The following is a 14,024-nucleotide window of genomic DNA, read 5'->3' as shown; positions in this document are numbered from 1 at the left end:
ACGTACCAAGCCCTCTGGACCGCCGTCGGTGCAGTCTGCGATCTATTCCATAGCCAGGAATGCAGAAACTACTTCAAAGCCGCAGGATATGGTCCCGATTGAAGGTGACTTGCTCTAGACACATCGCCCTCCGCCACAGCTTTGGTTACAGAGGCCCCTTCAACAATGTGGTCAAACTCAGCTTCAATCCGGGGATACTCACGCAGCACCTCGGCCTCAGAGCGCGCCTTCAAGACCCGCTTGAAATCATTGCGACCAAGTGCGGCTTTGATCGACTCAGGGAAGCGGCGGCAGCGGTACTGCCATTTGCCCAATGCTGCTTTCTGGATGTGCTTGATATTCATCTTCAACGCCACTCTTGTGTCCCTTCCGTGTACCGCGTTGTGTACCGAAAGGGACGCTTAAGAGCTGTTATCGTTGAGAAACAAGTGTCTCAGCGAGACGACTGGTGCCCAGGAGAGGACTCGAACCTCCACGTCTTGCAACACTGGTACCTGAAACCAGCGCGTCTACCAATTCCGCCACCAGGGCAAGTGTCGTGGGGGCGATGTAGCCAAGCGGATCGGGGGAGTCAACGGGGCCTAAAAGAAAATCTGGGGGCGCACAGAAAAATCTGGAAAATCTGTCGCGGTGAATAGACTTGCCGCTGTGGCCGGGGCGGATTATTCAGACGGGAACGCAAAGCACGGCCAAAGGGGTTTCGCATGAGCAAACTTGTCACGATCTACGGCGGATCGGGTTTTGTCGGCCGCTACATTGCGCGCCGGATGGCGAAAGAGGGTTGGCGCATCCGTGTCGCCTGCCGCCGCCCGAATGAGGCTTTGTTCGTCAAACCCTACGGCACCCCCGGCCAAGTCGACCCGGTGTTCTGCAACATCCGCGACGATGCCTCGGTGCTGGCCGCAATGGCCGGATCGGATGCGGTGGTGAACTGCGTCGGTACCTTTGATCGCGGCGGCAAGAACAACTTCACCGCCGTGCAATCAGAAGGTGCTGGCCGCATCGCCCGCCTTGCCGCCCAGCAAGGCATCGCCGCCCTTGTGCATATCTCGGCGATCGGTGCCGATGTGAACGGTGCCAGCCTTTATGCCCAATCCAAGGGCGCAGGCGAAGCCGCCATTCTCTCCGCCTTCCCCACTGCGATGATCCTGCGGCCTTCGGTGATTTTCGGCAATGAAGACGGCTTCTTCAACCGCTTCGGCGCGATGGCCCGCTTGGGGCCGATCCTGCCCTTGGTTGGCGCGCAGACCAAATTCCAGCCGGTCTATGTTGATGATGTCGCCCAAGCCGCCGTCAAAGGCATCAAGGGCGAGGCGCATGGCATCTATGAACTCGGCGGCCCAGATGCGGAAAGCTTCCGCGCCATCATCACCAAGATGCTGGGCGTGATCCGCCGCCGCCGTTTGGTCCTTAACCTGCCATTCACAATCGCGCTTATCCCCGCCACGCTTCTTGATTTCACGTCCTTCGCCACCGGTGGAATTTTCAAGAACAGCATGATCACCCGCGATCAGGTTGCCTCTCTGCGCAGCGACAACATTGTTGCCCCCGGTGCAAAAACACTTGCCGACTTGGGCATCACCGCCACCGATTACGCCTCGGTGATCCCGGAATACCTGTGGCGCTACCGCCCCTCGGGCCAATACGCGGCGATCAAGGAATCGGCGAAGAACCTCAAAAAGGTTTAAGCCATTCGATCCAGCCCAAGGGAATTGCCGTGACCTATCTTAATGACGTTCTGCTGGGCCTGATCGAAGGCATCACCGAATTCCTGCCGATCTCCAGCACCGGCCATCTATTGCTGGCCGAACACTGGCTGGGTGCGCGCTCGGACACCTATAATATCGTCATTCAGGCCGGAGCGATCCTCGCCGTGACGCTGATCTACTGGCGGCGCATCACCGATCTGCTGCTGCATTGGCGGCTGCCTGAAAACCGCGATTACCTGATCAAGCTGACCGTCGCCTTCCTGATCACCGCAATCCTCGGCCTGATTGTCAAGAAACTTGGGTTTGAATTGCCCACCACCATCCAGCCCGTCGCTTGGGCCTTGGTGATCGGCGGTATCTGGATGCTGGCAGCCGAGCATTTCGCCGCCAAACTGCCCGACAGCGCCCAAATCACCCTGCGCGTCGCCATCGCTGTCGGTCTGGCGCAGGTGGTGGCGGGCGTCTTCCCCGGCACCTCACGCTCTGCAGCGACGATCTTCATCGCCATGCTGCTCGGCACCTCAAACCGTGCCGCCGCCACCGAATTTACCTTTCTGGTCGGTATCCCGACGATGTATGCCGCCAGCGGATATGAGCTTCTCAGCCAATTCCGCCACGGCACGGTCGAGGGCGACTGGACCTCGCTTGCCATCGCCTTCGTCGTCTCGACCCTCACTGCCTTCGTCGCCGTCAAATGGCTGCTGACCTATATCCGCAGCCACCGCTTCACCGCCTTCGCGATCTACCGTATTGTCTTTGGCAGCCTGCTTCTGGCGCTGACCGCTGCCGGGATGATCGCCTGATTTCCACGAATCGCCTTGCAGTTGGGCAGCAAGATCGGTCTGTCATGCAATATAGGCACTACATACTGACCTAAATTATATGAAATCCGTCAGAATTGTTGACCTACCATCGAAAAAACCCAAACATAGGTCAGTCATGCTGACTTTTATTTGGTTCCGTTCCAAAGTATCAACGCCCGACAGTGCAATTCCACCTAAGGGGCAGATCATGGCCGGGCAGAAAATGCTGAAATTCGTCACCGTTGGCAAAGAGATGCCCACCAAGCGCGATGCCGAACTGCGCAGCCATGATTTCGATGAAATCTACCGCCAATACGCGGTGAATAAAGCCGCCGAGCAGGCGTCGCGCTGCAGCCAATGCGGCGTGCCCTATTGCCAATCGCATTGCCCGTTACACAACAACATTCCCGATTGGCTGCGGCTCACCGCCGAGGGGCGCTTGGAAGAAGCTTACGAACTCAGCCAAGCCACCAACACCTTCCCGGAAATCTGCGGCCGCATCTGCCCGCAAGACCGCCTCTGCGAAGGCAACTGCGTGATTGAGCAATCCGGCCACGGCACCGTCACCATCGGCGCGGTTGAAAAATACCTCACCGACAAGGCGTGGGAAATGGGCTGGGTCAAACCGATCAAAGCCCGCACCCAGCGCCCCGAATCCGTCGGCATCATCGGTGCCGGCCCCGGTGGCCTCGCCGCCGCCGACGTTTTGCGCCGCGCAGGTGTGCAAGTCACCGTCTACGACCGCTACGACCGTGCCGGCGGCTTGCTCACCTACGGCATCCCCGGTTTCAAACTGGAAAAGCCCGTGGTGATGCAGCGTATTGAACAGCTTGAAATCGCTGGCGTCACTTTCGTTTTGAACTGCCGCGTTGGCGAAGACCTAAGCTTCGACGCCATCCGTGGCCAGCACGACGCCATTCTGATCGCCACCGGAGTCTATAAAGCCCGCGACATCGAAGCCCCCGGCGTCGGTGCCAAAGGCGTCGTCCGCGCGCTGGATTACCTCACCGCCTCCAACCGCAAATCATTCGGCGATGACGTGCCGGAATTTGACTCGGGCGAACTCAACGCCGACGGCAAGCGCGTCGTAGTCATCGGCGGCGGCGATACCGCGATGGATTGTGTCCGCACCGCGATCCGCCAAGGTGCCACGAGCGTGAAATGCCTCTACCGCCGCGACAAAGCCAACATGCCGGGCAGCCAGCGCGAAACCCAAAACGCCGAGGAAGAAGGTGTCGACTTCGTCTGGCTCTCCGCCCCGAAAGGCTTCACCGGCGGCACCACGGTCGAAGGCGTCATGGTGCAGAAAATGCGCCTCGGATCGCCAGATTCCTCTGGCCGACAAACCCCAGAACTGATCGAAGGCGCGGATTATATCGAGCCCGCCGATCTGGTCGTGCAAGCCCTTGGCTTTGAGCCCGAAGCCATCCAAACCCTCTGGGGCGTCCCCGACCTCGCCGTCACCCGCTGGGGCACCATCAAGGCCGACTTCCGCAGCCACGCCACCTCCCTCCCCGGCGTCTACGCCGCAGGCGACATCGTGCGCGGAGCCTCCCTCGTCGTCTGGGCCATCCGCGACGGCCGCGATGCCGCCGACTCCATCCTCGCTTATCTGGCGCAACCCGCCAGCGTTGCGGCAGAGTGATCGCAAAGATCGCAGCCATAAAGGACACCACCATGCGGACCGCCCTGCTTTTCCCGCTGTTCTTCGCAGCCACCCCTCTGCTCGCGGGCAGCTTCACACCGCCGCAAGGCTGCACCACAACCCTCACCGTGCAATCGCGCGGCTGCTATGTCGCGAACTATTACACCTGCGAGAAAGACAATCCCGGCGACAAATGGCGCGCGGATTTCGATCAGGAAGGCATGTTCTACATGTCCAGAATCGACCGCGAGACCCAGTGGATTGAAAGCTATGACCTGAACCCTACTGTCGTGCAAACTCTCGACCCGAACCCAAAAGATCCAGCGAATTTCTCCAGCCTGCTGGCAACGGGCCGCGATGATTTTGATTTCAGCCTGTCCAAAGACAATGGCGAGCACACCAATGTCAAAGGCTTCGACAAGCTGACAGGCGAGACCGCCACCATCGACGGGGTCACCCTGCAACGCACCGAATTCGAATATGTCGAAACCGACGATGCGGGCAACGAGCTGCGCAAGTCGCACGGCCATGAATACATCAGCGCCGAGTGGCGCAACTTCTTCTCCGGCCAATCCGAATGGTGGGATGGCACGCAATGGCTGCCGCTCGAAGGCAGCCCGGTGCAATTCTACCTGCCCGGCGAGAAGGGCTTCGCCGCCACGCAACCGATCTTCGAATGTGACGCCGTGATGTCGGAAGCCACGCCGCTGGAGCGTTTATGGAGGGCATCCGATGGCCGCTGAACACACCGGACACTGCCTGTGCGGCGCGGTTCGCCTCCAGATAACCGGGCTGAACCCTGACGTGCACGCCTGCCATTGCGAAAACTGTCGTCGCCATTCCGGCGCTTGTACCATGACCGTAATCGTGCCGCATGACGGCGTGATCGTTCACGGAGCCGAGGCCGTGGCGACCTATCAATCGTCAGATTGGGCCGCGCGCAGTTTTTGCAGCCGCTGCGGTTCGGGCCTTTGGTATCGTTTTACCGAGCCGGGCGATCAGGCCGACTATTTCCTGTCCGCAGGCCTGCTGGATGATCTGACCGGGCTGAAACTGACCCAGGAAATCTACTTTGACCGCAAGCCCGACACTTGGGCGTTTGCGGGTGACACCGAAAAACTGACCGGGGCCGAAGTTGAAGCCCTCTACGCCGCAAGCCCGAAGGAGTGAGCCATGACGATCTATGATGAAGCTTGGGTCCGTGCCGAAGAAGCCAAACGCGCCTATATGGACGCCAACAGCCTGTATAAAACCGAGGATGAGCATTCGTCCTGCGGTGTCGGTCTGGTGGTGTCGGTCTCTGGCAAGCCCTCGCGCAAGGTCGTCGAAAACGGCATCAACGCGCTGAAGGCGATCTGGCACCGCGGCGCGGTCGATGCCGATGGCAAGACCGGCGATGGCGCGGGCATCCATGTGCAGATCCCGGTGAAATTCTTCTACGACCAAGTCCGCCGCACCGGGCATGAACCCGATATCCACAAGCTGATCGCCGTTGGCCAGGTCTTTCTGCCGCGCACCGATTTCGGCGCGCAAGAACGCTGCCGCACCATTGTCGAGGCCGAAGTTTTGCGGATGGGGCATTACATTTATGGCTGGCGTCACGTTCCGGTTGACACGTCCGTGCTGGGCGACAAGGCCAACGCCACCCGCCCCGAGATCGAACAAATCCTGATCCGCAACGACAAAGCCATCGACGAAGAACAGTTCGAGCGCGAGCTGTACATCATCCGCCGCCGCATCGAAAAAGCCGCCCTCGCGTCGCAAATCCAAGGCATGTATCTGTGCTCGCTGTCCTGCCGCAGCATCATCTACAAAGGCATGATGCTGGCCGAACAGGTCGCCACCTTCTATCCCGACCTGATGGATGACCGCTTTGAGAGCGCCTTTGCAATCTACCACCAGCGCTATTCCACCAACACTTTCCCGCAGTGGTGGCTGGCGCAACCCTTCCGCATGTTGGCCCATAACGGCGAGATCAACACGCTGAAAGGCAACGTCAACTGGATGAAAAGCCACGAAATTCGCATGGCTAGCAATAACTTTGGCGATGCCGCCGAAGACATCAAGCCCATCATCCCCGCGGGCACGTCTGACTCTGGCGCGCTGGATGCGGTGTTCGAAGCGCTTGTGCGTTCGGGCCGCAACGCCCCGCTTGCCAAGACCATGCTGGTGCCGGAAGCGTGGAGCAAAGCCACCACCGACATGAAGCCCGCTTGGGCCGATATGTATGCCTATTGCAACTCGGTGATCGAGCCTTGGGACGGCCCCGCCGCTCTGGCTATGACCGATGGCCGCTGGGTCTGCGGCGGGCTTGATCGCAACGGGTTGCGCCCGATGCGCTATGTCGTCACTGGCGACGGCCTGCTGATTGCGGGTTCCGAGGCTGGTATGGTGCCGGTCGACGAATCCACCATCCGTGAAAAGGGCGCGCTTGGGCCGGGCCAGATGATTGCTGTCGATATGGCCGAGGGCAAACTTTACCATGACGTTGCCCTCAAAGATAAGCTCGCAGCCGCGCAGCCTTACGGCACGTGGATTGAGAAGATCGTCGATCTCAACGCCCTGCTGCGCGATGTGCCGGAAGTGGCAATGTTCGACGGTGCCGAACTGCGCAAACGCCAGATCGCGGCGGGTTTCACGGTTGAAGAACTGGAGCAAGTCCTCGCCCCGATGGCCGAAGACGGCAAGGAAATGATCGCCTCGATGGGCGATGATACCCCCGCCGCTGTGTTGTCGTCGGTCTACCGGCCCCTCAGCCACTTCTTCCGGCAAAACTTCAGCCAAGTCACTAACCCGCCCATCGACTCACTGCGCGAAGGCCGGGTGATGTCGCTGAAAACCCGCTTCGGCAATCTGCGCAACGTGCTGGATGAAACCAACGCGCAAAGCGAGATACTGGTGCTGGAAAGCCCCTTCCTCGCCAATGCTGAATTTGATGTGCTGGTCAAACGCTTCGGCGATCAGGTCGCGTTCATCGACTGCACTTTCCCCGCCAACGCGGGCCCCGACGCCCTGCGCCAAGGTCTTGAACGTATCCGCGCCGAAGCCGAAGACGCCGTGCGTTCCGGCGCGGGCCAGTTGGTGATGACCGATCAGCACCAAAGCCCTGAAAAGGTGGCGATGCCGATGATCCTTGCCACTTCGGCAGTCCATTCTTGGCTGACCCGCAAGGGCCTGCGCACCTTCTGCTCGGTCAACGTCCGCTCTGCGGAGTGCATCGACCCCCACTATTTCGCCGTGCTGATCGGCTCGGGAGCCACCACCGTCAACGCTTACCTTGCGCAAGACTCCATCGCCGACCGCATCCGTCGCAACCTGATCGACGGCAGCCTCGTCGATGCCATGCGCCGCTATGGTCTTGCGGTGGATGCAGGCCTGCTGAAAATCATGTCCAAAATGGGCATTTCGGTAATCTCGTCCTATCGCGGTGGCCTAAACTTCGAAGCCGTCGGCCTGTCCCGCGCCATGGTGGCCGAGTATTTCCCCGGTATGCAGTCCCGCATCTCCGGCATCGGTCTGAACGGTATCCAGATCAAAGCGGAGGAAGTCCACGCCAAGGGCTGGCTGGGTGGCGCTGACGTGCTGCCCATCGGCGGCTTCTACAAAGCGCGGCGTTCCGGCGAAAAGCACGCTTGGGAAGCGCAGACCATGCATATGCTACAATCGGCCTGCGACCGCGCCAGCTTTGATCTGTGGAAGCAATACTCCGCCGCGATGCGCTCCAACCCGCCGATCCACATCCGCGATCTCTTGGATATCAAAACCCTCGGCAAACCCGTGCCGATTGAGGAAGTCGAAAGCATCACCTCGATCCGCAAGCGTTTCGTCACACCCGGCATGTCGCTGGGGGCCCTGGGGCCAGAGGCGCATAAGACCCTCAACGTCGCAATGAATCGCATCGGCGCTAAGTCTGATAGCGGTGAAGGCGGTGAAGACCCCGCCCACTTCCTGCCCGAACCGAACGGCGACAACCCGTCGGCCAAGATCAAGCAGGTCGCGTCGGGCCGTTTCGGGGTCACCGCCGAATACCTGAACGCCTGCGAAGAGTTGGAAATCAAAGTTGCGCAGGGGGCCAAACCCGGCGAAGGCGGCCAGCTGCCCGGCATGAAAGTGACAGAACTGATCGCCCGCCTGCGCCATTCCACCAAAGGCGTGACGCTGATCTCGCCACCGCCGCACCACGACATCTATTCCATCGAAGACCTCGCCCAGCTGATCTACGACCTGAAACAGATCAATCCGCGCGCCAAAGTCACGGTGAAACTAGTTAGTGCCTCCGGCGTCGGCACCATCGCCGCAGGTGTCGCCAAAGCGAAGGCCGACATCATCCTGATCTCCGGCCACAACGGCGGCACTGGGGCATCTCCCGGCACCTCGATCAAATACGCCGGCCTGCCGTGGGAAATGGGCCTGACCGAAGCGCATCAGGTCCTGAGCATGAATAACCTGCGCGAACGCGTCACCCTGCGCACCGACGGCGGCCTGCGCACGGGCCGCGATGTGGTGATGGCCGCGATGCTCGGGGCCGAGGAATACGGCATCGGCACCGCCGCCCTGATCGCGATGGGCTGCATCATGGTGCGGCAGTGCCAATCCAACACCTGCCCGGTCGGCGTCTGCACCCAAGACACCGCCTTGCGGGCCAAATTCACCGGCACGGCGGATAAGGTTGTCAACCTGATCACCTTCTACGCGCAGGAAGTCCGTGAAATCCTTGCTCAGATCGGCGCGCGCAGCATGGATGAAATCATCGGGCGCGCTGACCTTCTGTCACAGGTCAGCCGTGGCTCTGCCCACCTCGACGATCTTGACCTCAACCCGTTGTTGATCACCGTCGATGGCGCGCAGAAAATCACCTATGACCGCTCGAAACCCCGCAACCACGTTCCCGATACTTTGGACGCCGAAATCGTCAAAGACGGCGCGCGGTTCTTTGAAGACGGCGAGAAGATGCAGCTGTCCTATGCCGTGCGCAACACCCTGCGCACCATCGGCACGCGGGCCTCGTCGCATATCGTCAAGAAATTCGGCATGCGCAACAACCTGCAACCCGATCATCTGACGGTGAAACTGCACGGCTCTTGTGGGCAATCGCTAGGTGCCTTCGCAGTCAACGGCCTGAAACTGGAAGTCCAAGGCGACGCCAACGACTACGTCGGCAAGGGCTTGTCGGGTGGCACCATCGTGGTGCGCCCGCAGATGTCGTCACCGCTGAAAGCCGAAGATAACACCATCATCGGCAACACCGTGCTTTACGGAGCAACGGCGGGCTATCTGTTCGCCTCCGGTCGCGCGGGCGAGCGGTTTGCCGTCCGCAACTCCGGTGCGTCAGTGGTGGTCGAAGGCTGCGGCTCCAACGGTTGTGAATACATGACCGGCGGCACAGCCGTGATCCTTGGCCGCATCGGTGCCAACTTCGGCGCGGGCATGACTGGCGGCATGGCCTATGTCTACGATCCGCACGCCATCGCGGAAGATTTCGTCAACGACGAAACCGTGTTGACCTGCGCCGTCGCCCATTCGCATTGGGAGGCGCAACTGCGCCACCTGATCGAGCGTCATGCCAAAGAAACCGGATCGCGCCTCGCCACCCGCATCCTCGCCGATTGGGAAACAGAGCGGGTGAATTTCCTGCAAATCTGCCCGAAAGAAATGCTACCCCATTTGGCGCATCCGCTGTCGGATGAAGTGCAGAAAGTCCCGGCCGAATAATTCACCTCTCAAAGCAAAAGGCCCCCGCAAGGGGGCCTTTTCCACACGAAACCGCCAAACTTACTTCAGGCGGGTCACTACACCGTCGGCGAAAGCGTTAACCATCGCGTTATAATACACCTTGGTATCCGCGTCCGCCGCATTAAAGTCATAGCCCTGCGGCAGCAGCGGCTTGGCCGCATTCACATCCACCGTCAGGTCATAGGCGTCGTCCCCAACGTGGTTCTTGTCGTCCTGCACCAGTACGTTGCCGGTCAAAGTGGTGTCGCCCAGCCCCAGCTTTTCCTGAAATCCATTGGCCAGCGCCACGTCATCAATACGGATCTTGATCACATAGGCCGCTTCGTCTTCAGAAGGCGCCACTTTGGTCAGGATCGCGGCTTTCAGATCGTCTTGCAGCGTGCCCCAATAGGCAGCGGCTTGTGCGTTGGCGATGCCTGCGGTGTCAACTTTGACCTCAACCTCACGGATAGGTTTCAGGTCTTGCGCGAAGGACGGGAATGCCACGGCAGTGGCCATCAGGAAGGCTGCGATAGAAGTGCGAAACATGATGATCTCCATTGTTACACAGCGGCCCGGTTCCCCAGGCCCTATGCACCAATAACCCCGAACATCGGATTTCGTTCCCGCGACCCGCTGCGATTTCCGCCGTGATGCCGCGTCAGGCCCGCAGCCGCAGCCCCTCGGGATCAATGAACGCCCGCCGAGAAACCCGCGCCGTAACGCCGCTCACCGTCACCTCTGCGCCCTCCACCGCATAAGCGGTGTCGATATGCGCTGAAGCTAAAACCGCACCCACCGAGTAACCATGATCGCTATAGGTCACATGGCCAATCTGTAGCCCCTCCGCCATCACTGCCGCCCCCTCAGCCGCCGGAACCTCACTCTGCATCAGCAACCCGACCCAAGCCGTAGGCACGCCCACATCGCGCAGCCGCAACAAAGCCTCGCGCCCGATGAAGTCGCCTTTGTCAAATTTGATGAACGCATCGGTGCCGACATGAAACGGCGTCAGCGTCTCGTCCATATCAATGCCATGCGCCGGATACAGTTTCTCTAACCCCAGCGTAAACATCGCCTGCACGCCGTAGGGGCGCAGCCCAAACGCCCCGCCCACCGCCATCAGACCGTTCCAAACCCCCGCCGCCTCATCCGAAGGCACGAACAGCTCAAACCCCAACTCACCTGTTACCCCGGTGCGCGAAATCATCACCCGCGTCTCGCCGAAATGTCCCCAAGTGAACTGCCACCGCTTCAACGCGCTCAAATCCACATCTGGGATCAGCCCCGCCAGCAACTCCCGTGCGCGTGGCCCCTGCACGGTCGGAAACGCAATCGCTGCCGTAATATCCGTCACATAAGCCCGCCGCCCCTGCGCGTGCGCCATCGCCCAATCGCGGATTTTCAGCCGATTGCGCGAACCAGACACGATCAGAAAATGCTCATCCCCCAGCCGGAACACCGTCAGATCATCCATAATCCCGCCATCAGCCGTACAGACCGAGGCATAGCGCGCAGCACCCACCCGCATCGCCGCCGCATCATTGACGATCAGATGATTGACCAAGGCTTCCGCCTCCGGCCCCTTCACATCAATCTTGCCCATGGTGGACAGATCCTGCACCCCCACATTCGCCCGCGTGTTCAGATGCTCCGCCTGCACATCCCCATAATGATGCGCGTTGATGAAGCCGCCGCCCACCGGCCCCATCTGCGCACCATAGGCCGACACAAGGGCATAAAACGGCGTGCGGCGTAGCGGCATGTGAGGCTCCGGGCTGAGGGCTCTGCGAAACCTAGCAAGCCAAGCCGCCTGCGCAGCAACGCCCGCGACATTATCTGTCGTGATCAGCTGGTTTCAGTCGCGCAGCGCAAACGGCAGATCACGCGCAGAATGCAGTACCCGCTGGATGGTGATGCCCAGCGGCGTCTCGAGATAAAGCGCAAGTTGCGGAAATCCCTTGATCGGCCAGACTCGCAGCCCGCCAATCGCCAGCTTTTCCGCCAGTCTCAGCGATCTGCTAGCGGGAAAGCCGCTCAGATGTTCCATGCAGCGGTCCCATGCCGTCAAAAAGGCCGATGCGATCTCGATGCCAGCCTCTGCCAGATAGAAATCGGTGATGGTAGCCAGATCGCCCTCAGCCACCGGACTGACAATGATGGCCGTCATTCAGCGGCTTTCACCCGATCACGCGCGGCCTCGATCCTTTCCCGAAGCCGGCCCATCACCTCATCCGCAGGCTGTCCGGGGCCCGATTCCATGCCCTCGATCACCAAGCCCCGCAGCCGCTCAATCGCGTCTTTCCGCTCGCGGATCAGCGCGCGCATATATTCGCTGGTGGTGGCAAAGCCATGGATGCGGACCTGTTCGTCCACAAAGGCTTTCATGTCGTCGGGCAAAGAGATGTTCATCGTACTCATAGCCATCGCAATAGCGCATTGACAAGATTTGGCAAGATTTGCCATCGGACAGTAGAGACCTGCGGCAATGTTTAACAAATTCTGAACAGACCCCTGCTAACCCATTGAAATCATATAAACGGCAAGCCTGTCCACGCGTGGACACAGCCAAAAGCCCCGCCAAACCCTTGACCAGACCGCAAGCTTGATGCCTAAGCTTGGGAAATGGTCGATACCCCGAAAAAACCGCGCAAAAAGGCCGAACCCGAGCCTGATCCGATCGCCCCCGAAACCAAGGGGCGGCGGATCAAACGCTGGCTTTTGCGGGGTCTGGCGGGCATCGCAGGATTCTACGGCGTCCTGATCCTGCTGTTCAGCTTCCTGCCCCCCCCGATCAACCTGTATCAGCTCTCCGAAAGCTGGCGATTGGGCGGCATCAGCAAAGATTGGGTCAACTGGGATGATATAGCCCCGGTGATGGCGCGTTCTGTCGTCGCCGCCGAGGATGCCAATTTCTGTCTGCACTGGGGCTTTGATATGGCGGCCATCCGCGCCGCAGCCGAGCAAGGCGGCAATCGCGGGGCCTCGACCCTGACCCAACAGGTCGCCAAGAACGTCTTCCTCTGGCAAGGCCGCAGCTGGCTGCGCAAGGCCATCGAGGCGGGCCTGACCCCGGTGGTCGAGCTGGTCTGGTCCAAGCAGCGCATCCTTGAAGTCTACCTCAACGTCGCCGAATTCGACGAGGGCGTGTTTGGCGTGCAAGCCGCCGCCCAGCACTATTTCGGCGTCGATGCCCGCGATCTGTCCGCCCTGCAAGCCGCCCGCCTCGCCGCCGTGCTGCCCGACCCAAAGGGTCGCTCTGCCAGCAAACCCAGCAGTTTCGTCCGCAAACGCACAGGTGGTATCATGTCCGGTGCCGAGACCATTCTGGCGGATGGCCGCGCGGATTGCTTTCAGGACTGAAAACCGCCGGGATTGTGGTTGAATTCCGCGCCCCTTCGCGGCATTGAAGATCAAAACCCGCATACAAAGATCCATCCCGCATGATCCGCCTCTATCACTTCCCGCTCTCGCCATTCTGCCGCAAGGTGCGCCTGACTTTGGCCGAAAAGCGGCTGGAGGTAGAGCTGATCGAAGAACGCTATTGGGAGCCCTCGCCCGATTTCCTGCGCCGTAATCCGGCGGGCAAAGTCCCGGTGTTGCGGATTGAGAACAAGGTGCTGTCGGAAAGCCAAGCCATCTGCGAATATCTGGAGGAAGCCTTCCCCAGCCCGGCGCTGATGCCGCGCGACATTGACATGCGCTTTGAAGTCCGCCGCCTTTGCGCGTGGTTTGATGACAAATTCCACGCCGAAGTCACCTCGAAACTGCTGTATGAGCGGGTCAATAAAAAGATCATGGCGCATGGCTACCCGGATTCCAAAGCGGTGAAATCCGGGGCGGGGCGGATCAAATACCACATCGACTATCTCGGCTGGCTGCTCGATCAACGCCGCTGGCTCGCGGGCGATGTGATGACTTTGGCCGATCTGACGGCGGCCGCGCATATCTCTTGCCTCGACTACATCTCGGATGTTGACTGGAACCGCTCGGCCACGGTGAAAGACTGGTATGCCAAGATCAAATCGCGACCCTCGTTCCGCACTTTGCTGGCGGATCAGGTGTCGGGCTTTCCGCCCCCCGCGCATTACGCCGATCTGGATTTCTAGCTGAAACCGCCGGGGACGCTTCGCCCCCCGGACCCCCAGAGGATAT

General features: G+C 60.2%; 13 protein-coding genes and 1 tRNA gene. 8 read left to right on the top strand and 6 right to left on the bottom strand.

Annotation, left to right across the window (positions count from 1 at the left end):
- Window positions 1–68 precede the first annotated feature (68 nt).
- Entirely contained in the window at window positions 69–344 is a 276-nt protein-coding gene (locus ACP7AP_RS17065; protein WP_426035956.1) for a hypothetical protein, read from the bottom strand.
- A 102-nt stretch (window positions 345–446) separates the two neighbouring features.
- A tRNA-Leu gene (locus tag ACP7AP_RS17060) sits at window positions 447–531 on the bottom strand.
- Between the two features lie 173 nt (window positions 532–704).
- Between ACP7AP_RS17060 and ACP7AP_RS17055 the strand changes: the two genes are divergently transcribed.
- From ACP7AP_RS17055 to gltB, 6 genes are all read left to right on the top strand, one after another.
- Window positions 705–1,688, top strand: a complete 984-nt coding sequence (locus tag ACP7AP_RS17055) for a complex I NDUFA9 subunit family protein (RefSeq protein WP_426035954.1) — start codon at window positions 705–707, stop codon at window positions 1,686–1,688.
- A gap of 29 nt (window positions 1,689–1,717) precedes the next feature.
- A complete protein-coding gene (locus ACP7AP_RS17050) occupies window positions 1,718–2,512 on the top strand; it encodes an undecaprenyl-diphosphate phosphatase (RefSeq protein ID WP_426035952.1) in 795 nt (264 codons plus the stop codon).
- A 208-nt stretch (window positions 2,513–2,720) separates the two neighbouring features.
- Entirely contained in the window at window positions 2,721–4,157 is a 1,437-nt protein-coding gene (locus tag ACP7AP_RS17045; protein ID WP_426035950.1) for an NAD(P)-dependent oxidoreductase, read from the top strand.
- 32 nt (window positions 4,158–4,189) lie between these two features.
- The gene (locus ACP7AP_RS17040; protein ID WP_426035948.1) at window positions 4,190–4,900 is read left to right on the top strand and encodes a hypothetical protein; all 711 of its coding nucleotides are present in this window, start codon (window positions 4,190–4,192) and stop codon (window positions 4,898–4,900) included.
- Window positions 4,890–5,327, top strand: a complete 438-nt coding sequence (locus ACP7AP_RS17035; protein WP_426035946.1) for a GFA family protein — start codon at window positions 4,890–4,892, stop codon at window positions 5,325–5,327. The genes ACP7AP_RS17040 and ACP7AP_RS17035 overlap by 11 nt, the downstream gene beginning before the upstream one ends.
- Window positions 5,328–5,330: 3 nt before the next feature.
- Window positions 5,331–9,869 carry a glutamate synthase large subunit gene (gene gltB, locus ACP7AP_RS17030; protein WP_426035944.1) on the top strand — a complete coding sequence of 1,513 codons (4,539 nt, stop codon included), beginning with the start codon at window positions 5,331–5,333 and terminating at the stop codon, window positions 9,867–9,869.
- Window positions 9,870–9,929: 60 nt separating this feature from the next.
- On the opposite strand, the gene ACP7AP_RS17025 is transcribed toward gltB, so the two are convergent.
- From ACP7AP_RS17025 to ACP7AP_RS17010, 4 genes are all read right to left on the bottom strand, one after another.
- Window positions 9,930–10,418: a hypothetical protein gene (locus ACP7AP_RS17025; protein ID WP_426035942.1), complete on the bottom strand. Its 489-nt coding sequence runs from the start codon at window positions 10,416–10,418 to the stop codon at window positions 9,930–9,932.
- 112 nt (window positions 10,419–10,530) lie between these two features.
- Window positions 10,531–11,634 (bottom strand): aminomethyltransferase family protein, encoded by a 1,104-nt coding sequence (locus tag ACP7AP_RS17020; protein ID WP_426035940.1) that lies wholly within the window; start codon window positions 11,632–11,634, stop codon window positions 10,531–10,533.
- Window positions 11,635–11,727: 93 nt separating this feature from the next.
- Window positions 11,728–12,039 (bottom strand): type II toxin-antitoxin system RelE/ParE family toxin, encoded by a 312-nt coding sequence (locus ACP7AP_RS17015; RefSeq protein ID WP_426035938.1) that lies wholly within the window; start codon window positions 12,037–12,039, stop codon window positions 11,728–11,730.
- The gene (locus ACP7AP_RS17010) at window positions 12,036–12,290 is read right to left on the bottom strand and encodes a ribbon-helix-helix domain-containing protein (RefSeq protein ID WP_426035936.1); all 255 of its coding nucleotides are present in this window, start codon (window positions 12,288–12,290) and stop codon (window positions 12,036–12,038) included. Before ACP7AP_RS17010 ends, ACP7AP_RS17015 begins: the two co-directional genes overlap by 4 nt.
- Window positions 12,291–12,494: 204 nt before the next feature.
- On the opposite strand from ACP7AP_RS17010, the gene mtgA reads away from it, so the two are divergent.
- The gene (gene mtgA / locus ACP7AP_RS17005) at window positions 12,495–13,232 is read left to right on the top strand and encodes a monofunctional biosynthetic peptidoglycan transglycosylase (RefSeq protein ID WP_426035934.1); all 738 of its coding nucleotides are present in this window, start codon (window positions 12,495–12,497) and stop codon (window positions 13,230–13,232) included.
- A gap of 80 nt (window positions 13,233–13,312) precedes the next feature.
- Window positions 13,313–13,978 carry a glutathione S-transferase family protein gene (locus tag ACP7AP_RS17000; RefSeq protein ID WP_426035932.1) on the top strand — a complete coding sequence of 222 codons (666 nt, stop codon included), beginning with the start codon at window positions 13,313–13,315 and terminating at the stop codon, window positions 13,976–13,978.
- Window positions 13,979–14,024 lie beyond the last annotated feature (46 nt).

Origin of the sequence: Cypionkella sp. TWP1-2-1b2, from assembly GCF_049896245.1 — a bacterium.
Taxonomy (GTDB): Bacteria; Pseudomonadota; Alphaproteobacteria; order Rhodobacterales; family Rhodobacteraceae; genus Cypionkella.
Note: the sequence above shows the minus strand (reverse complement) of the source record. Positions and strands in the feature narration are given on the sequence as shown.

Bases quoted from the DNA above. Each gene is read 5' to 3' on its own strand.
- ACP7AP_RS17065 (WP_426035956.1), bottom strand. From the start codon at position 344: ATGAATATCAAGCACATCCAGAAAGCAGCATTGGGCAAATGGCAGTAC.
- ACP7AP_RS17055 (WP_426035954.1), top strand. From the start codon at position 705: ATGAGCAAACTTGTCACGATCTACGGCGGATCGGGTTTTGTCGGCCGC.
- ACP7AP_RS17045 (WP_426035950.1), top strand. From the start codon at position 2,721: ATGGCCGGGCAGAAAATGCTGAAATTCGTCACCGTTGGCAAAGAGATG.
- ACP7AP_RS17040 (WP_426035948.1), top strand. From the start codon at position 4,190: ATGCGGACCGCCCTGCTTTTCCCGCTGTTCTTCGCAGCCACCCCTCTG.
- ACP7AP_RS17035 (WP_426035946.1), top strand. From the start codon at position 4,890: ATGGCCGCTGAACACACCGGACACTGCCTGTGCGGCGCGGTTCGCCTC.
- gltB (WP_426035944.1), top strand. From the start codon at position 5,331: ATGACGATCTATGATGAAGCTTGGGTCCGTGCCGAAGAAGCCAAACGC.
- ACP7AP_RS17025 (WP_426035942.1), bottom strand. From the start codon at position 10,418: ATGTTTCGCACTTCTATCGCAGCCTTCCTGATGGCCACTGCCGTGGCA.
- ACP7AP_RS17020 (WP_426035940.1), bottom strand. From the start codon at position 11,634: ATGCCGCTACGCCGCACGCCGTTTTATGCCCTTGTGTCGGCCTATGGT.
- ACP7AP_RS17015 (WP_426035938.1), bottom strand. From the start codon at position 12,039: ATGACGGCCATCATTGTCAGTCCGGTGGCTGAGGGCGATCTGGCTACC.
- ACP7AP_RS17010 (WP_426035936.1), bottom strand. From the start codon at position 12,290: ATGAGTACGATGAACATCTCTTTGCCCGACGACATGAAAGCCTTTGTG.
- mtgA (WP_426035934.1), top strand. From the start codon at position 12,495: ATGGTCGATACCCCGAAAAAACCGCGCAAAAAGGCCGAACCCGAGCCT.
- ACP7AP_RS17000 (WP_426035932.1), top strand. From the start codon at position 13,313: ATGATCCGCCTCTATCACTTCCCGCTCTCGCCATTCTGCCGCAAGGTG.